The sequence below is a fragment of the Saccharothrix espanaensis DSM 44229 genome, from assembly GCF_000328705.1.
In the GTDB taxonomy this organism is placed as follows: Bacteria; Actinomycetota; Actinomycetes; order Mycobacteriales; family Pseudonocardiaceae; genus Actinosynnema; species Actinosynnema espanaense.
This window is the reverse complement of sequence record NC_019673.1, coordinates 3,510,540-3,529,409: the sequence shown is the minus strand read 5'-3', so window position 1 is coordinate 3,529,409 and position 18,870 is coordinate 3,510,540. Positions and strand designations below refer to the sequence as shown.

At 74.4% G+C, this 18,870-nt stretch carries 14 protein-coding genes; 8 read left to right on the top strand and 6 right to left on the bottom strand.

Annotated features, from left to right (window positions below; translation table 11 throughout):
- Positions 1–50: 50 nt before the first annotated feature.
- The 7 genes from BN6_RS15965 (at position 51) to BN6_RS15935 (ending at position 7,485) form a co-directional block, all read left to right on the top strand.
- Entirely contained in the window at positions 51–668 is a 618-nt protein-coding gene (locus tag BN6_RS15965; protein WP_041312911.1) for an alpha-ketoglutarate-dependent dioxygenase AlkB, read from the top strand.
- 193 nt (positions 669–861) lie between these two features.
- Complete coding sequence (locus BN6_RS15960) at positions 862–1,926, top strand: cobalamin-independent methionine synthase II family protein (protein WP_015100695.1); 1,065 nt, start codon at positions 862–864, stop codon at positions 1,924–1,926.
- A 245-nt stretch (positions 1,927–2,171) separates the two neighbouring features.
- Positions 2,172–3,170, top strand: a complete 999-nt coding sequence (locus tag BN6_RS15955) for a carboxymuconolactone decarboxylase family protein (RefSeq protein WP_015100694.1) — start codon at positions 2,172–2,174, stop codon at positions 3,168–3,170.
- A gap of 1 nt (position 3,171) precedes the next feature.
- Entirely contained in the window at positions 3,172–4,635 is a 1,464-nt protein-coding gene (locus tag BN6_RS15950; protein ID WP_015100693.1) for a DHA2 family efflux MFS transporter permease subunit, read from the top strand.
- Positions 4,636–4,800: 165 nt separating this feature from the next.
- Positions 4,801–5,454, top strand: coding sequence for a winged helix-turn-helix transcriptional regulator (locus BN6_RS15945; RefSeq protein WP_015100692.1), 654 nt, complete (start codon positions 4,801–4,803; stop codon positions 5,452–5,454).
- A gap of 221 nt (positions 5,455–5,675) precedes the next feature.
- Entirely contained in the window at positions 5,676–6,251 is a 576-nt protein-coding gene (locus BN6_RS15940; RefSeq protein ID WP_015100691.1) for a hypothetical protein, read from the top strand.
- Positions 6,252–6,255: 4 nt separating this feature from the next.
- Positions 6,256–7,485 carry a DUF6239 family natural product biosynthesis protein gene (locus BN6_RS15935; protein WP_015100690.1) on the top strand — a complete coding sequence of 410 codons (1,230 nt, stop codon included), beginning with the start codon at positions 6,256–6,258 and terminating at the stop codon, positions 7,483–7,485.
- Positions 7,486–7,679: 194 nt separating this feature from the next.
- Here BN6_RS15935 and BN6_RS15930 read toward each other — a convergent pair whose 3' ends face one another.
- On the bottom strand, positions 7,680–9,350 hold the full coding sequence (locus BN6_RS15930) for an AMP-binding protein (RefSeq protein ID WP_015100689.1): 1,671 nt from the start codon (positions 9,348–9,350) through the stop codon (positions 7,680–7,682).
- Between the two features lie 87 nt (positions 9,351–9,437).
- On the opposite strand from BN6_RS15930, the gene BN6_RS41955 reads away from it, so the two are divergent.
- Positions 9,438–11,048, top strand: a complete 1,611-nt coding sequence (locus BN6_RS41955; RefSeq protein ID WP_015100688.1) for a protein kinase domain-containing protein — start codon at positions 9,438–9,440, stop codon at positions 11,046–11,048.
- 204 nt (positions 11,049–11,252) lie between these two features.
- On the opposite strand, the gene BN6_RS15920 is transcribed toward BN6_RS41955, so the two are convergent.
- The 5 genes from BN6_RS15920 to BN6_RS15900 form a co-directional block, all read right to left on the bottom strand.
- Positions 11,253–13,367 (bottom strand): DUF3488 and transglutaminase-like domain-containing protein, encoded by a 2,115-nt coding sequence (locus BN6_RS15920; protein WP_015100687.1) that lies wholly within the window; start codon positions 13,365–13,367, stop codon positions 11,253–11,255.
- Positions 13,364–14,635, bottom strand: a complete 1,272-nt coding sequence (locus BN6_RS15915; RefSeq protein ID WP_084672667.1) for a DUF58 domain-containing protein — start codon at positions 14,633–14,635, stop codon at positions 13,364–13,366. The genes BN6_RS15920 and BN6_RS15915 overlap by 4 nt, the downstream gene beginning before the upstream one ends.
- Complete coding sequence (locus tag BN6_RS15910) at positions 14,632–15,618, bottom strand: AAA family ATPase (RefSeq protein WP_015100685.1); 987 nt, start codon at positions 15,616–15,618, stop codon at positions 14,632–14,634. Before BN6_RS15910 ends, BN6_RS15915 begins: the two co-directional genes overlap by 4 nt.
- Before the next feature lie 260 nt (positions 15,619–15,878).
- Positions 15,879–18,035: a fibronectin type III domain-containing protein gene (locus tag BN6_RS47835; RefSeq protein WP_197540276.1), complete on the bottom strand. Its 2,157-nt coding sequence runs from the start codon at positions 18,033–18,035 to the stop codon at positions 15,879–15,881.
- Positions 18,036–18,327: 292 nt separating this feature from the next.
- Complete coding sequence (locus BN6_RS15900; RefSeq protein WP_041312904.1) at positions 18,328–18,819, bottom strand: MarR family winged helix-turn-helix transcriptional regulator; 492 nt, start codon at positions 18,817–18,819, stop codon at positions 18,328–18,330.
- Positions 18,820–18,870 lie beyond the last annotated feature (51 nt).

Below are 18,870 nucleotides of genomic sequence, written 5' to 3'. Positions count from 1 at the left end.
AGTGCTCGCTGCGGTCGAACATGTGTTCGACCTCGGCTAGGCTTCGCGTCATGCAGGTGTCGCTGTTCGACGGCGGCGCGGAGCCCCTCGGCCTGCGCCCGCTGACCGGTGTCCGCCGCACCGCGCTGGACGGCAGCGCGTGGATCGACGTGCTGCCCGGCTGGCTCACCGGCGCGGACGAGCTGTTCCGGCACCTGGCGACCGGCGTCCCCTGGCGGGGCGAGCGCCGGCAGATGTACGAGCGCGTGGTCGACGTGCCGCGCCTGCTGTGCTTCTACGGCGAGGGCACACCCCTGCCCCACCCGGTGCTCACCGACGCCCGCGACGCGCTGAGCCGGTGGTACGCGGACGAGCTGGGCGAGCCGTTCCGCACGGCGGGCCTGTGCCACTACCGCGACGGCCGGGACAGCGTCGCCTGGCACGGCGACACGATCGGTCGCGGCTCCGCCGAGGACACGATGGTGGCGATCCTGTCGGTGGGCGCGCCGCGCGCTCTCGCGCTGCGGCCGCGCGGCGGCGGCGCGACCGTCCGGTACGCGCTGGGCCACGGCGACCTGGTCGTCATGGGCGGGTCCTGCCAGCGCACGTGGGAGCACGCCGTGCCCAAGACCGCCCGGCCGGCGGGCCCCCGGATCAGCATCCAGTTCCGCCCTCGCGGAGTGCGCTGACCGCGTCGCCGGGCAGTGGCCCGACGGCGTGCGCCAACGACGTCGGGTAACGCTGTGTTGAAACGGGTGTCCCCTTTTCGGCGGACCCGCTTCACCATTCAGCCGGTACGCCCCGCGCTGATCATCGCCCTACTGTTCCACCCCGCGTCGCCTAGCAGCCGACCCTGCCCGACACTCGTTCCAGGGGAGAACCATGACCATTCCGACCGAGCCCATCGGCAGCATTCCCCGTCCTGCGGAATTGATCCAGGCCCAGCACGACTTCGCCGCCGGGACCATCGACGCCGACGCGCTGGGAGCGCTGACCGACCGGGCCGTGGCGGACACCGTCCGCCGGTTCGAGGCCACCGGCTCGCCGGTGGTCACCGACGGCGAGCAGGCCAAGCCGAGCTTCCTCACCTACCCGGTCTCCGGCATCGCCGACCTCGCCCCGGACGGCCTGGTGGTGCCGTTCTCCGACGGCCACACCCGGCAGTTGCCGCGACTGACCAGCGGCCCGTTCCGGTACGCCGCGCACGCCGCGGACCACCTGCGAGCGGCGCGAGGGCACACGTCGGCGGCGGTCAAGCAGGCGGTGATCGCGCCGTCCGCGCTGAGCCTGCTCTACCCGCAGGACGGCATCGACGGCTACCCCCGCGAGCGGTTCCTGGCCGACCTGCTCGACGAGGCCGAGGCCGACATCCGGACCTGCCTGGACGGCGGCGCGCACAGCGTGCAGCTCGACTTCACCGAAGCCCGGCTGTCGCTCAAGCTCGACCCCTCCAAGGGCGTGCTGCACGACCTGATCGCGGTGAACAACCAGGTCCTGGACCGGTTCTCGGAGCAGGAGCGCGCCCGGATCGGCGTGCACACCTGCCCCGGCGGCGACTGGGACGCCACGCACAGCGCCGACGTGGACTACGCCGACCTGCTGCCCGACCTGTTCACGCTGCGCGCCGGCTCGTTCTACGTGCAGCTGGCCGGCGAGCCGGACCGCCGCCGGGTGCTGGGCGTCATCAAGGACTCGCTGCCCGAGGAGCGACGGCTGTTCATCGGCGTGACCGACCCGATCGACCCGCGCGTGGAGACCCCGGAGGAGGTGCGCGACCGGGTGCTGGAGGCCGTCGAGTTCGTCCCGGTCGAGTCGCTGGGCACCTGCGACGACTGCGGGTTCTCGCCGTTCGCCGACGACACGTCGACCTCCCGGGACGTCGCGTTCGCCAAGATCGCCGCCCGGGTCGAGGGCACCAGGCTGGCCGAGAAGGCGCTCGGCGTCTGACCCGGCGCGCCGGACCGGGCGGGGACGCCCCGCCCGGTCGACAGCCCTCTGCGGCCTGCCTCGGTCGTGCGCGTAGTTCACGATCGACCGCGCCCACCGCTCCCCCGACCACTTCAAGCGTGCGGGGTATGGAGCAGCTCCGGCCGTCGTGCGTGCGACCGGGCGCCGGCCCGTGGTAGCCACGAGTTGCGTGAAGAAACCCACCCGTCACGCCGTTCACCGGCGCACGCAACCCGGGAGTCCCCATGGGCATCGTCCGCACCGCGCTCCGCCGATCCCTCAAGTCGATCCGGTACGTCACCCCCGTCCCGCCGCACGCCGCGCGAGGACCGGTCGCCGCCGTCTACCGGCAGGCGGAAGCCGACTTCGGGATGCTCGCCGCGCCCGTCGCGCTGCACTCCCCCTCGCCGACCGCGCTCACCGCGTGCTGGGTCCTGTTGCGCGAGACGCTGATCGCGTCCGGATCGGCGTCGCGGGCCACCAAGGAGGCCGTGGCCGCCGCCGTCTCACGGCAGAACACCTGCCCGTACTGCGTGACCGTCCACCAGGCCACCCTGGACCGGCTCGGCGGGTCGTTCGCCGCCGTCGAGGCGTGGGCGGACCGGTTGGCGGCGCACCCGGCCGCCGGGCGCTCGGGTGACGACCGGCCGATCCCGGAGGAGCAGACCCCCGAGCTGCTCGGCGTCGTGCTCGCGTTCCACTACCTCAACCGGGTGGTGAACGTGTTCTTGGACGACTCGCCGCTGCCCGCCGGCGCGCCCGCGTTCGCCGAACAGCTGCTCGGGCGCTTCATGGCCGCCGGAGCGCGCCGCGAGTACCCGCGCGGCGCGGCACTGGACCTGCTGCCGGCCGCCCCGCTGCCGCCCGACCTCGACTGGGCCGGCAACGACCCCGCGGTGGGGGACGCGCTCGGCCGGACCGCGGCGGCGTTCGACGCGGCCGGCGCGCGGGTGCTGTCCGAGGAGGCGCGGGACCTCGTGGCCGCGCGGATCGCCGGGTGGGACGGGGCGCCGCCCGGCCTGGGCCGGGACTGGGCGCGGGAGGCGGTGTCCGGGCTGCCCGCCGACGAGCGGCCGGGCACGGTGCTGGCGCTGCTCGTCGCGTTCGCCTCGTACCAGGTGGACGACGCGGCCGTGGCGGCGTTCGGCGGCGACGACGCGGCGCTGGTGGACCTGGCCGGCTGGGCGGCGTTCACCGCCGCGCGCCGGGTGACCGCCCTGACCGCGCGGACCGCGGCGGTCTGAGGTGCGCGCCGCGTGGCGGGCGCTGGCGGTGCTGTGCCTGGCGAACTTCCTGATCCTGCTGGACACCACGATCGTCAACACCGCCGCGCCGGACATCATGGCCGACCTCGGCGCGGGCCTGGACGACGTGGTCTGGGTGCTCAACGGCTACCTGCTGGCGTTCGCGGCGCTGCTGGTCGTCTTCGGCCGGGTCGGCGATGTGGTCGGGCCGCGCGCGGTGTTCGTCGCGGGGCTGCTCGTCTTCACCGCCGCGTCCGTCCTGTGCGGACTGTCCGGGACGCCCGGCGTGCTGGTGGCGGCCCGGGTCGTGCAGGGCGTCGGCGCGGCGGCGCTGACACCGCAGGCGCTGGTGCTGATCTCGGCGGTGTTCCCGGCCGACCGGCGCGGGGCGGCGTTCGGCGTGTTCACGGCGGTGGCCGGGGTCGCGGCGGTGTGCGGGCCGACCCTGGGCGGGCTGCTGGTCACCGAGTTCGGCTGGCCGTCGGTGTTCTACCTCAACGTGCCGCTCGGGCTGCTCGGCGCGTACCTGGCGGTGCGGTTCGTGCCGGAGCGGCGGACCGCTCGGCCGCACCGGTTCGACGTGGTGGGCGTCGTGCTCGCCACCGCCGCGCTGGTGGCCCTGGTGTTCGGGCTGGTCGAGGGGCAACGGCACGAGTGGGGCACGATCGCCGGGCCGGTGACCGTGCCCGGGGTGCTCGCGCTGGGCGTCGTGCTCGCGGTCGCGTTCGTGCGGTGGGAGCGGGGCCGGCCGGAGCCGCTCGTGCCGCCGGCGCTGGTGCGCGACCCCGGCTACCGCGTCCCGGTGCTGATCACGCTGCTCACGTCGTTCTCGCTGTACGGGCTGCTGCTCGTGTTCGTGCTGGAGACCCAGGTCCTGCTCGGCATGAGCCCGCTGGTGTCCGGGGTGACGGCGCTGCCGTGGACGGTGGCGCTCAGCGCGGTGGCCCCGCTCGGCGGGCGGCTGGCCGACCGGCTCGGCGGGCGGGTCCCGCTGGTCGTCGGCCTGTCGGTCTACGGGCTCGGCGTGCTCGGGGTGGCGTTCCTGCCGGGCGCCGACGCGTCCTCCGGCGCGTTCCTGGCGCCGATGGCGGCGGTCGGCGTCGGCATGGGCCTGGCGATCGCGCCGACCACGACCGAGGCGATGCGCGGGGTGGCGCCGGAGCACACCGGGGCGGCGTCGGGGGTGCTCACCACCGCCCGGCAGATCGGGGCGGCGCTGGGCGCGGCGGTCGTCGGCGCGGTGCTGCAGAACCGGCTGGCCGACGCGCTGCGCGACGGCGACCCCGCGCGGGACGTGCGGTCGGCGCTCGTGACAGGCTTCGGCGCACGTGACGAGGCGTTCGAGGCGGCGTTCCTCGGCGCGGCCCGGCCCGCGCTGCTCGTCGTGGCCGGATCGGTGTTCCTGGGCGCGCTGCTGGCCACCCGGCTGCGCGCGCCCGTCCGGGTGGGCACACCGCGCGGATGAGCCGGGCAGTCCCGTCCGCAAGCTTCGGCGGCGGGGCCGGGGTCCGCTGGGTCAAGGGCGACGTGGGATGGCCCCGAACACGTCATCGCCGCAGGGGTCGGGGGACAAGTCCTCACCGGCAACCTGAAGATAAGAATTCCGTACTTCCGCGGGTAGGGTGAGTCGATGGTGACCAAGCGCAAGTACCACGACCGTTGCGCGATGGCACACGCCCTGGACGTCGTGGGCGAGCGGTGGGCACTGCTGGTCGTGCGCGAGCTGCTGTTCGGCCCCAAGCGGTTCACCGACCTGCGCGCCGGGCTGCCCGGGGCGAGCCCGAACGTGCTGTCCCTGCGACTGCGCGAACTGGAGGAGTCGGGCGTCCTGTGCCGCCGCAAGCTCGCGCCGCCGTCCTCCGCGCGGGTCTACGAGTTGACGCCGTGGGGCTACGGGCTGGAACCCATGGTCATCGCGCTGGGCCGGTGGGGCGCGCGGTCCCCCGGCCTGCCGCGCGACGGGGACCTGGGCCCCGATTCGGTGATGCTGGCGGTGAAGACCCTGTACCGGCCGGACATCGCCGCCGGGTTCACCGCGGACCTGGCCGTGCGCTTGGGCGACGACCGGTTCCACGTGCGGTTCGCCGACGGCCTGCACGTCCGGCGCGCCGAGCCCGAGGCCCCGGACGCCGTGCTGGCCACCACCCCGCGGACGCTGGCCGAACTGCTGTGGAACGACGGCGTGCTGACCGACGCCGAGGCGGCGGCCGAGGTCTCGGTCACCGGCGACCGGACGCGGGTGGAGCGGTTCCTCCGGCTGTTCCCGCTCCCCGAACCCGTCTGACGCGGAGCGGTCGCGGGCCGGCATCCCGGCTCACGCGTGAGGTTTCCTCGGTTCGTGCGTGACGGCTTCTCGGTTCCTGCGTGAAATTTTCTCGGTTCGTGCGTGACGGTTTCTTGGTTCGTGCGCAGTGCCGCAGTTGTGCCCCGGCCAGGGCCAAATCCAGCCGTAACACCGTTATGCTCGGACCCGGAAACCCACCCGCCGGACACACGGGAGGATCTGTGGCACACACCGGAGTCCGATCGCACGCCGTGGGCGGCACGACCGGCCTGCTGGACGGGCTCAACACCCGTTGGCACAAAGCGGCGCTGTACTCGTTCATGTTCGTCGTCATCGCGCACTGGGCCGAGCACATCGCCCAAGCCGTGCAGATCTACGTGCTGGGGTGGCCGGCGCCCCAGTCCCGGGGCGTGCTCGGCATCCCGTTCCCCTGGCTGATCAGCTCCGAGGTCCTGCACTACGGCTTCGCGCTGGTGATGCTGGTGGGGCTGTTCGCCCTCCGCAAGGGCTTCACCGGTCGGTCCCGCACGTGGTGGGGCGTCGCGCTGGGATTGCAGTTCTGGCACCACATCGAGCACCTGCTGCTGATCGTCCAGTCGTCCACCGGCGCCAACCTGCTCGGCCGCCCGGTGCCGACCAGCGTCATCCAGCTCATCGTGCCACGCGTGGAACTGCACCTGTTCTACAACTTCGTGGTGTTCGTGCCGATGGTGGTCGCGATGGTGATGCACCTGCGCCCCACGCCGGCCGAACGCGAGCAGATGCGGTGCACGTGCGCGGTCCCGACCGCGGCGTGACGCCGTGCACGAGCACGGAACGGTAGCCCTGCCGCTCGGGTTCACGATCCTGCGGCTGCTGCTGCTGATCACGGTGACGATCGTGGCGGGCTGGGCCCTGGCCCGCCCGTTCACCTCCGGCGGCGCGCTGACCCGGCGCGTCGTCACCGCCGTCGCGGCGGCCGGTGGCGTGGTCGCGCTGCTGGTCGCCGACGCGACGTGGCTGCCCGGCCCGGCGGCGGTCGCGCTGATCGCGGCCCTGCTGGCACCCCCGTTGCTGCGCGAGAAGATCCCGGTGCTCGCCCACGCCGTGCTGGCCGCCGTCGTGCTCGCCGCGGTGGCCACCGCGCTGTGGTTCGCCGGACCGCCGCTGTCCGGGGCGCACCTCGTGCTGATGGCCGGATTCGCGGGGGTCGGGTGGGCCGCGCTGTGCCCGCCCACCGTCGTCGTGCGGGTGGTGGGCGCGGGACTGGCCGTGGCGCTGCTCGCCGGCCTGGCCCAGGTGACGCTGGCCGGCCACCTGGCCACGCCGCCGTCCGGCCCGATGCTGACCAGGGTCGCCGTGGCCGGCGAACCGGTGGACGTCCTGGTCGCCCCGCACCGGCCGGGCTGGAACGTGGTGCGCGTGCCGGACGCCCCGCTGCGCGTCGGCAACGCCGAGAACGCCCTGGTGAGCGCCGAAGAGCGGCCCGGCGCGTCCGGCCGGTGGGCGCTGGTGTGGCTCGACCCGGGCCGGGGCTCGCTGTGGCTGGGCCGTGACGGCGCCCGCGCGACCGTGCCGGTGAACCCCGGCAGCGACCCGTGGACCGGGCCGGACGTCCGGGGCCCGGACGGCACCGAGTACGCCGACGCCGCCCTGGCCGCCCTGCTGGCAGGCAAAGCAGAACCGCCGTGGCCCCGGTTGACCGACACCGACGCCCGCGCGCTGCGGGCACAGGTTTCCGCGCTGCCCCGGGAGTTCTCGTTGGTCGCCGACACGTCGACGCGGTCGGCGGAAGCGGCGGCGGCGGTCCGCGACGAGGCCGCGCGCGGCGGCCGGGCGATCGTGCCGGACGCGCCGGACGTCCTGGTCGTCGGCGGCGAGGCGACCGGCACCCGGGTGCACCTCGCCCCGTGGCTGCGCCCACCGGACCTGACCACCCCCGACGGCCGCCGCTACGCCCGCGTGCTCGCCGACGCCTTCCCCGGCACCCGCCCCACCGAACCCGGTCTCGCCGCGTGGCGCGGCGACCAGACCACCGGCGAGGACCGCTAGTCCGCCGCTAGTCCCGCCGGCGGCGTCGAACAGCGAACGTGGGGACCGGTGAGGCCGCCGCCGGAACCGCCGAGCGGAACCGGCGAGGCCGCCGCCGAGCGGTGGAGCGCCGAGGTGGAGCGCCGGGCAGTGGAGCGCCGGGCAGTGGAGCGGCGAGGCGGAGCGGGGGCGGTGGAGCGGTGAGGGGGTGGGGGTCAGGGGTGGCGCAAGGCCGGGAAGTCCTCGTCGCGGTACTCGCCGGCCGGGCGTTCGCCGGTCTCCCGGCCGCGCAGCTCGACCCGGCGGATCTTGCCGGAGATCGTCTTCGGCAGCTCCGCGAACTCCAGCCGGCGGATCCGCTTGTACGGGGCCAGGTTCTCGCGCGCGTGCCGCAGGATCGCCAGCGCCGTCTCCTCCCCCGGCTCGAACCCGGCCGCGAGCACCACGTACGCCTTCGGCACGGCCAGCCGGAGCGGGTCCGGGGCGGGCACCACCGCCGCCTCGGCCACCGCCTCGTGCTCCAGCAGCACGCTCTCCAGCTCGAACGGCGAGATCCGGTAGTCCGATGCCTTGAACACGTCGTCGGTGCGTCCCACGTAGGTCAGGTACCCGTCCTCGTCCACCGACCCGACGTCACCGGTGTGGTAGTAGCCGTCGCGCATCACCTCGGCGGTCCGCTCGGCGTCGCCGTGGTAGCCGACCATCAGGCCCAGCGGCCGGTGCGCGAGGTCCAGGCAGATCTCGCCCTCCGCGCCCGGCTCCCCGGTCACCGGGTCGACCAGCACCACCGGGTAGCCCGGCGCGGGGCGGCCCATCGAGCCCGGTTTCACCGGCTGGCCCGGGGTGTTGGCGATCTGCACGGTGGTCTCGGTCTGGCCGAACCCGTCCCGGATCGTCACCCCCCACGCCGCGCGGACCCGCTCGATCACCTCGGGGTTGAGCGGCTCGCCCGCGCCGACCACCTTGCGCGGCGGCGTGCGCAACGCGGTCAGGTCGGCCTGGATCAGCATCCGCCACACGGTCGGCGGCGCGCAGAAGCTGGTGACACCGCAACGGTCCATCTCGGACATCAGCCGCGCCGGGTCGAACCGGGTGTAGTTGTGCACGAACACCGTCGCCTCGGCGTTCCACGGCGCGAACACGTTGCTCCACGCGTGCTTCGCCCACCCCGGCGACGAGATGTTGAGGTGCACGTCGCCCGGTTCCAAGCCGATCCAGTACATCGTGGACAGGTGCCCGACCGGGTACGACACGTGCGTGTGCTCGACCAGCTTCGGTCGCGCGGTCGTGCCAGAGGTGAAGTACAGCAACAACGTGTCCGAACCGCGCGTGACACCGTCGGGCGTGAACTGCGCCGACGCGGCAGCGGAGTCCGCGTGGTCGAGCCAGCCGGAGACCCGGCCGCCGACCGCGATCCGGGTGTACGAGCCGGGCACGTCGACGAACTTCGGCGCGTCCGCCGACCCCGTCACCACGTGCCGCGCTCCCCCGCGCCCGACCCGGTCGCGCAGGTCGACCGGCCCCAGCAGCGTGGTGGCCGGGATGACCACCGCGCCGAGCTTCATCGCGGCCAGCAGCACCTCCCACAGCTCGACCTGGTTGCCCAGCATCAGCACGACCCGGTCGCCCCGGCGCACCCCGTTGTCCCGCAACCAGTTCGCCACCTGGTCCGAGCGGCGGGCCAGGTCCGCGAACGTCCAGCGCCCCTCGGACCCGTCCTCCTCCACGATCCACAGCGCGATCCGGTCGTTGTCCCGCGCGATCACGTCGAACCAGTCCAGCGCCCAGTTGAACTCGTCGAGTTCGGGCCAGGTGAACGCCTCGCGCGCGGCGGCGTAGTCCGTCGCGTGGCGCAGGAGCAGGTCACGGGCGTCGCGGAAGCTCATCACCCGAGCCTGGGGCGGTGAGCCGCGCCGCACCACCCCCATTCGGAGGTGTCGATCCCGCGCCGGCCCGCCGGATAGGATCCGCGGGTGGACCCGTCCGACGACCTCCAGGCCTGGGCACCGAAGCCCTCCGCCGCCACGGCTCCGACGATCTCGCTGCCCGGCTACAGCGACTTCCGGCTGGTCGCGCACGGCGGGGAGGGCACCGTGTACCGGGCGAGCCAGGACGGCCTCGGGCGCGACGTCGCGGTGAAGGTCCTCGACGTGACCGACCCGGACACCCTCGCCCGGTTCCGCCGGGAGCTGGAGATCACCGTCCGGCTGGGCCGCCAGCACCCGCACGTCGTGACCGTGCTGGACACCGGCTCGGTCGCCGGCCGGCCGTGCATCGTGATGGAGTACTACGACCTGGGCTCGCTGCACGACCGGCTCCGGGAGCGCGGCCCGCTGCCGGTCGCCGACGTGATCGCCGCGGGCATCGCGGTGGCCGACGCGCTGGCGTTCGCGCACGGCCAGGGCATCCTGCACCGGGACGTGAAGCCGCAGAACATCCTGGTGCTGCCGACGTCCTACGTGCTGGCCGACTTCGGCATCGCGCGCGGCGCGGACGCCGGGCACTCGGCGTCGCTGCAACTGGTCAGCTACCGGCACGCCGCGCCGCAGATGGTCGAGGGGCACCCGCCGGCGGCGTCGGACGACCTGTGGTCGCTGGGCTCGACGCTGTTCACCCTGCTCGACGGGCAGCCGCCGTTCGCGTCCTCGACGCCCGAGCAGGACACCATGCTCGGCTACCTGGGACGCGTGCGGTCGGCCGCGCCGAGGTCGCTGCTGCGCCGGGACGTGCCGCCGGAGCTGATCGCGATCATCGTGAAGTGCCTGGCCAAGGCACGTGAGGACCGGTTCCCGGACGCCGCCGCGCTGCGGGCCGCGCTGGCGGCGGTGCCGACGTGGACACCGCAGGCGGGCGTCGACCCGGACCACACCGCGGCGGTGCGCCGGGAGGTGCGGGAGCAGATCCCGGAGGGCCCGACAGCGATCCCGGACTTCGGCCCGCGCCCGCCGGCCGAGCCCGCGCCGGCCGAGCCCGCGGAGGTCGCGCCGGAGCCGGTGCGCAGCTGGACCGAGGACCTGGCGGACCTGACCGTCCGGCACGACGCCCGGCCCCGCCCGGTGCTGCCGCCACCCGCGCCGCCGCTGGTCACCCTGCCCGAACCACCGCCGAAGCACCGCCGCAACCCCCGTGCGCTGGTCTTCTCGGCGATCGCCGTGGTGTCGGCGGTGGCGGCGGGCGCCCTGTGGGCTACCCAGGACCGCGGCGGCACGACCGCGACACTCCCCACCACGACGACCACCGCCCCGATCGTGACGACCGGCGTGACCACCGGCGTGACGGCGGCCGAGGACCCGGGCATCGACCCGACCTTCGCCCCGACGCTGAACCGGTTGGAGGACAACGGTTCCAGCATCGACGTGCTCTGGACCGACCCGACCGACGGGCAGGCCCAGTTCGTGCTGATGGACGTGACGGGCGGCAAGCACGACCCGGTGGTGACGGTGGTCGCCGGGGTCACCCGGCACACGGTCACCGGACTGGACCCGCAAGCCCGCGAGTACTGCTACCAGGTCCTCGCGTTCAGCGTGAACGGCGACGGCAAACGCGGTGCCTCCACCCCGGCCTGCGCCGTCCGCAACCGCTGACCCACCCTCCACCGCTCACCTGAGCGGCACGCCGTGACCCTGGCTGATCCAGCCCTGACGTGATGCGAGTGCCCGGTCCAGCACGACGGCGGAGCCGGCGGGCATCGCCGAGCGGGCGCAGCGCGTGCGTGCGTGCGGCAATCAGTGAGCGGTGGAGCGTGTGCGTCGGGAGGAGCGGGGCGGGGAGCGAGCGGGGCGGGGAGGTCAGCGGCGCCACAGGGGGCGGGGGTCGATGGGCCAGAACAGGCGGCGGTGCCATGGGACGACCTTGCGGAGGCCGGCGCGTACCTCTCGGGCCAGGTGCCAGGCTTCGTCGGCTTGGTCGAGCGTCGCGGTGCTGCCCGGTGGTGGGCGGCGGAAGACGCCGCCGCGCTCGGGGGCGAACGCGGAGCGGTCGGCGAGGTCCGCCAGCCGGATCGCGGGTGCCAGGGCCAGGTCGCGGGCGATGTCGGGGGCGGTCCGGTCCCGGCGCGGGGCGCGGCCGGAGAGCAGGAGCAGGTCCAGGACGTGGTCCCACGCCCCGGCGGCGCCCGCCCGGCGCAGCCGCACTCGGCGGCCCGCGCGCAGCGCGCCCAGCAGGAGCACCACCAGCAACGGGATCGCGGCCAACGCCAGCAGCCCCACCCACTGCCGCGACGACTGCGCCGTGGCCTGCGCCTGCGGGACGTCGGTCGGCGGCACGAACGGCGGCGGTGCGGACAGGGCGGTGGTCGGGGTGGCCGTGATGGACGCCAGCCGGTCGAGCACCTCGCGCTTCGCGGCGGCGCTCGACCCGCCCGACGACGTGCCGGTCACCGGGTCGAAGGGCACCCAGCCCCAGCCGTCGAAGTACACCTCGGGCCACGCGGTGGCGTCGGCGGCGCGCACCACCCGTTCCTCGCCCGACGCGGGCTGGAAGCCGACCACGACCCGGGTCGGCAGGCCCACGGCCCGGCCCAGCACGGCGAACGCCGACGCGAACTGCTCGGCGGTGCCGGCGTTGGCCCCCGGCTCGCCGGGGTTGCCGAACAGGAACCGCTCCAGCCGAGCGTAGGACGAGCCCACCGGGGCCTGCGCGTCGGGCGTGCGGCCGGTCTTCACGACCTGCTCGATGGCGACCGCGCGTTCGTAGGGCGTGCGGGCGTTCCGCGCGATCTGCCGCGCGTACTCGGCCAGCGAGTACGGCAGGCCGGGCAGCGCGAGATAGCGGCGCGACCGGCCGTCGGTGGGCACGGTGGCGGCGAGCAGGTCGTTGTCGTCGGGCACGTCGACCACGCCGCGCGACCGGTAGGTCAGGCCCGGGGTCAGCGCGTCGGGCAGCACCAGCGAACCGGAGTTCGGGTCGACCACGGCCCGGTCCAGCGTGACCGACGTGGGTCGGCCGACCGTGGGCACCCAGCTCCCGCCCAGCTCGCCGATCGTCACCTCGATCTCGGCCTCCTCGACCCGCTTGCCCGGCGGCAGGTCCGGTGCGGCGACCGCGCCCAGTGGCCCGTACAGCGATGCCGCGCGCCACGCCGCGCCCGAGTAGTCCGACAGCGCGACCAGCCGCACCGCCCGCTCCGGCCCCTTGAGCCGGAACAGCTCCACGTCGCCGAGGTTCGCCCACGACGCGAGCTGCGGCAGCGGACTGGCCACACCGAGGTCGGTCACCGGCGGCTCGACCAGTTCGCGCGGCTCGAACGCGTCGGTCGCGGGCAGCAGCGCCGCCAGCAGCGCCACCACCGCGACCGGCACGGCGGGCAGGCCGAGCAGCACCCGGCCGCCGGCTTCGAGCCGGTCGACCAGCAGCCAGCCCAGCGCGATCAGCGCGACCAGGCCGACGGCGACCAGGCCGTTCCGGTCCGCGCCGCCGGCCGTGAGCAGCGCGGTGCCGGTGTAGAGCAGGGCCGTGCCGATCACCGGGGCCAGCAGCGAACGTCCTCTGCCGGCAACGGAAACGGCCACCGCGAACGCGACCGCGAAGGTCAGCAGCGCACCCGGCACGAGCAGTTCGGGGGTGGCGGGCGCGGGCCGTGCGGCGGTCAGCACGCGCGGCACCAGGTCGAGCAGCACGGCGGTCGGGTCGGCGGACTCGGCGGTGTCGCGGGCCACCCAGTACCCGGCGGTCAGCGCGAGCACGAGCACGCCGAACAACGCCAGCCCGGTCGGCACCTTCGACCACCGCAGCAGCGGCGCGCACGCGAACGCCACCAGCGCCGACAGCGCGAACACCACCGACGGCAACCACCCCTGCCAGCCCGCCCCGAGGTGGATCGCGGCCACCACGATCAGCAGTGCCGACCAGGACAGCCGCGCCGTCCAACTCAGCCGAGCCGACCAGCTCAGCCGCGCCGTCACCGGGACACCGCCGTGTTCCACGCCGACAGCAGCGCCTCGGCCTTCGGCGCGCGCAGCACGAGCACGGTGCCGATGGCGGAGATCGGCACGTCCGGCAACGGGTCGACGGCCAGCACCACGCCGACCGACGCGCGCCCGGCCTCCAACGTCAACGCCGACAGGTCCGAACCGGCCCCGCCCACCACCGCGACCACGTCGAGGTCGCGGATCGGCACCGGGCGCGGCACGGCGGGACGTTGGGGCGCGGCTGTCAGGTCGGCGAGGGCGGCGAGCACGGCGGACGCGTCGGCGTCGACCGCGCCCGGCGGCAGCTCGACGTCCACCGAGCCGGACGCGGACAGCAGCCGCACCGGGTGCCCCTCGGCGATCGCCACCGTCACCAGGGACGCCGCCACCTCGACGGCGTCCTCGAAGTCCTTCGGGTCGGGGTAGCCGTCGGCGTGGTCGTCCAGCACCACGGCCAGGTGCGGGCGGGCCGGGTCGGCGTCCTCGCGGATCATCAGCGTGCCGGTGCGGGCGGAGGTCGCCCAGTGCAGCCGGCGCAGGTCGTCGCCGGGCACGTACTCGCGCAGCCCCACCAGGTCCGTGCCGCCGCGCTCGACCCGCTCGTCCGCGCCGACGTGACCGCGCCGAACCCCGCCGGGCAGGCCGCGCACCGGCAGCACGCGCGGCACGACCCGCACGTCCACGACGTCGCCGACGACCGTGCGGGCGTGCGCGAGACCGGCCAGGCCACGCCTGCTCAGCGTGAGCGGGCCGACCCGGAGCAGACCTCGGGTGTGGGTGGGGATGGGATACTCGACCTTCGTGCTCTGGCCGGGGTGCAGCGGCGGGATGTCGACCGCCACGACGTTCCCGGCCACCTCGTCGGTCGCGTCGAACAGCACCGGGAACCGCCGGCTGGTGCCGGTGAGCTCGATCGTCCCGGTGCACGTGCCGAGCCGCTGCACGGTCCGGGGCCGGACCGTCCGCTTCGGACTGACCTGCGCGCGGGAGAGCACGGACAGCACGCCGGCCAGGGCGAGCGCGACCAGCGCCAGCCCCAGGGCCGCGAGACCGGGGTAGCTCCACCACAGCCCGAACGCCACCAACGGCACCCCGACCAGGACCGCACCCAGACCGCGAGCGGTGAGCCGGACCCTGGTCGTCGCGCGGGCGGTGAGCCGGGCGCTGGTCGTCCCGGGGACAGCAGACGCGGCGCTGGTCGTCGCGGGAACGGCCGGCCCGGCGCTGGTCGTCGCGGGGCGAGCAGGCCCGGCGCTGGTCATCGCGCGGACGGTCGGGGCACCGCGACGCCCGACAGGACGTCCGCCAGCACCTCTTCGGTGGTGGTGCCGGCCAGCTGGGCCTCGCGGGTCAGCACCAGGCGGTGCGCCAGCACCGGCACGACCAGCGCCTGCACGTCACCGGGGACGACGAAGTGCCGGCCCTGCGCCGCCGCGTACACCTGCACGCAGCGCACCAGCGCCTTGAGCCCGCGCGTGCTCGCACCGAGCCGCAGCCGGTCGTCCGAGCGCGACGCCGTGCCCAGCTCGCCGATGTAGCGCAGGATCGGCTCGGCCACGTGCAGCGACTGGAGCCGGCGGCCGTACTCGGCGACCACGTGCGGGTTGGACACGGTCGGCACCGCGCCGACGAACCCCGCGCCGCTGCCCGGCCGCAACACGTCCAGCTCGTGCTCGGCGGTCGGGTAGCCGATGGACGTGCGCAGCATGAACCGGTCCAGCTGCGCCTCGGGCAGCCGGTAGGTGCCGTCCAGGTCGATCGGGTTCTGGGTGGCGACGACGAGGAACGGCGCGGGCACGGCGTGCGCGACGCCGTCCACGGTGACGGTGCGCTCCTCCATCACCTCGAGCAGCGCGGACTGGGTCTTGGCGGCGGCGCGGTTGATCTCGTCGGCGAGCACGATGTTGGCGAAGACCGGACCCGGCCGGAACCGGACCTCGCCGGTCTGCGGGTCGTAGACGGACGTGCCGGTGACGTCCGAGGGCAGCAGGTCGGGGGTGAACTGGACCCGCCGGGACACCCCGCCCAGCGCCCCGGCGACGGCACGCGCCAAGGTCGTCTTCCCGGTGCCGGGCACGTCTTCGAGCAGCACGTGACCCCCGGCGAACATGGACACGAGAACGAGGTCGACCACACCGCGCTTGCCGCGCACGGCGGCCTCGACCGCGTCGCCGAGCTTGCCGTGCAGGGCGCGGAAGGCGGCGATCTCATCCTCGCCGATGGCCGGAACTGCCGTTGTCGTCACTGTTCGCCGTACCCCTCAGTCACCCGATCCGACCGCACGCCGCCGACGTACGGCCGCCGAAACGCCTTGTCGGCCGTTCCACCGGAGATTCGCCTCTTCGCCCGCAGATCCGTTCGCGTCGCGGATCCGGTTGCGTCGCAGATCCGATTGCATCGCGGATCCGGTTGGGTCGCAGATCTGGTTGTGTCGCGGACCCGGTGCGTCGAGGATCCGGCCGGGTGGGGCCGTCTGCGGCGCGGGTTGGTTGCGCTGCGCGGAGGTCATGCGCGCCTGCGCCGGTTGCGGATGCGGAGCAGCCACGCGGTGGCGAGCAGGCCGATGCCGCCGCCCACGAGGGGTGCTTCCTGGGACGGCAGGCGGCGCGGTTGGCAGATCGTGCCACCGGGGCACGGCTCGCGGTCGATGACCCGGGTGGAGCGGACGTTCGAGTCGACCGAGGCACCGCCGCCGGCCGCGTGCGCGCGCACCACGATCTGGTTCATGCCCACGTCCACGTAGATCGTCGCCGAGGTGGCGTTGCAGGCGATGGCCTCCGAGCCGCCGAACGTCAGGTTGACGACCTCGCACGACCCGTTGTGGTTCGCCCAGTCCGGCGGCGGGGCCATGGTGACCTGGCGGGAGAACATGTCGCCGTTCTGCGTGAGGCCGGTGATCACCACCGCGCCGGCCGTCGGCAGGCTCGGCGGGGGCGGTGTGGTCGTCGTGGTGGTGGTCGTCGTCGGTGGGATCACCGGCGGGACGGTGGTGGTCGTGGTCGTCGGCGGCACGACCGGCGGGACCGTCGTCGTGGTGGTGGTCGGGGCGACGACCGGTGGCCGCACGGTCAACGTGCCGGTGCCCGCCTCGCCCGCACCCAGCTTGTTGTAGGCGGTGACGGAGACGTCCACCCGGCCGCTGGTGCAGAACGACGTGCCGGCGCAGGGCAGCGTGAGGTCCGTCGACGTGCCCGCGACCTGCGAGGTCTTGGTGCCGCCGCTGAACGCCCCGGTCGCGGTGACCGAGTAGCCGTCGATCCGCTCGCCGTTGTCGGCGGCCGCGCCCCACGTCACCCGGACGGCGACCTCGCTGCCGCTGTTGGCGGCCTGGCTGACCGTGACACCGGGCGGACGGCCCGGCGCGACCCCGGTCTGCCCGGCGCTGGGCGTGGTGACCGGCGCGTCGGTGGTGGTGGTGGTCGGGCCGGCGCCGTTCGGGCCGCCGCGCGGGGTGTCCCGGGTGGTCGGGTCCGGGCGCGGCGGCGGCGGGCTGGGCACGGTCGGGATCGGCGTGCGGTCCGGGTCGGTGACCGGCAGGTCGGGGCTGCGGACCTGCACGCTGCGGGTGCGGCCGTCGGAGTCGACGATCACGCCGGAGTCCGCGCCGGGGGTGTTGATGAACAGCTTGCCGTCGTCGAAGACCAGTTCCGGGTCGCCGGTGTTGGAGGTTCGCACGTCCTCCGCGCCGCGCCCGCCGGAGCGGTCGAGCACGACGACCTTGCCGCCGCCGCGGCACGGCACGTAGACGCGGTCGCGGAACACGGCGGGCCGGCCCGGCCGCGAGCAGGAGAACCGGCCCATGTCGACGCGGATCACCTCGTTGTCGGACACCAGCACGACGGTCCCGGCGTCCGGCACGGCGGCCGGGGTGAGGCCGGTCGGGCTGGTCTGCGCGGCGAGGACCTCGCCGGAGAGGGAGGAGGTGTTGGCGGTGAGGTCGCGGTTCGTGCCGTCGCGGACGACGACGCCGCCCTCCAGGCCGAGCAGCGTCACGCCGCGCTCGTGCGGAACCAGCGCGGTGCGCGGGCCCGCGCCGGGCACGGGCCGGTTCGAGCGCTCGCGGAACCTGTTGTCCTCGTCGCTCCACTCCAGGGCGTGCAGGTTGCCGCCGTGGTCGACGGCCCACACCACGCCGTTGTCGTCGGCGACGACGTCGGCCAGCGGTTGGCCGACCCGCCACGCGTCACCGATGTCGGCCAGCGTCACCGGGTCGGCGTTGTGCACGGTGCCGGCGGCGCGGTCGATCACGAACACGCGGTCGCCGACGATGAGGACCTTGGCGGTCGACCCGGGCGGGGCCTGCCGGCGGCCGCTTGCCAGCAGCGTCGCCAGGTCGACCACGGTGATCTGGCCGGTGCGCCGGTCCAGCACGATCAGCTTGTCGTCGGACTGCGCGATCTCCAGCTGGGCGTCGCCGCCGCTGACCTGGAGCCTGGTCTGAGGTGTGCCGGAGCTCGGGTTGACCTGGACGACCTCGCCGCGCTGGTCGTCGTTGAGCCACGTCAGGCCGTCGGTCACGTCGACGGCGGTGCGCGCGATGCCCTGACCGAAAGCGGCTCCGGCCAACAGCAGCACACCCAGCACGGCCGCGCCGAAACTGGCCGACTCACGTCGACCCGTGCCGATCACCCGGCGCGCAATTCCACCCAGCTTCAACCCCACGGCGCGGATGTTAACGCGGTGGTACGACATTTCCGGCGAGAGCCGGCAACATGCTCCGCTCGGCCCAACGGCCCCTCGGCCGGATGCGTCCACATCGGACCGCACACCTCCCCGGTCGGGTTACCTCCGAGCCTGTGACCAGGCCCGGACGTGGGACGTTCGGATCCCGGGGGTCGGGCGGTCCGGAGGGGTTCAGCCGGGGTGTCAGGTGGTGCGCGAGGGACGTGAGGAGGTCGCGTCGGGCAGGAGTGTGATTGTGCAGGCGGAACGCGATTCGGTTTTCGCGGGCCGTTCAGAATTCATCGAGTTCGGCACGCACCTGGGCGCACTCGGTCTGCAAACCGTTCTCCATGGCGCGGCTGATCTCGTCGAGGGAGGCCAGTTGCGCGGGGGTCAGCACGTCGAACAGCTGCTCCCGCACGGCGGTGACGTGCCCCGGGGCGGCGGCCTCCAGCACGGCGAAGCCGCGGTCGGTCAGCCGGGCGACGGAGCCGCGCCGGTCGGACGCGCACGCCCGGCGTTCCACCCAGCCCTCCTTCTCCAGCTTGGCCACCGCGTGGGAGAGTCTGCTCCGTGACGAGTGGCAGTTCAGGGCCAGCTCGCTCATCCGGAGCGAGCGCTCGGGCGCTTCGGACAGTGCGACGAGGATCTCGTAGTACGCCATGGGCATCCCCGAGTCCCGCTGCAACTGCCGGTCCAGGTGCTCGGTGAACTTGGTCACGGCGGTCCTGAACCCACGCCATACCTGCTGCTCATCGGCGCTCAGCCACCGCACGTCGCTCATGCTCCCATCATACGGGCGTTGTTGAGAGTTCAACCAGGATGCGCTATGTTC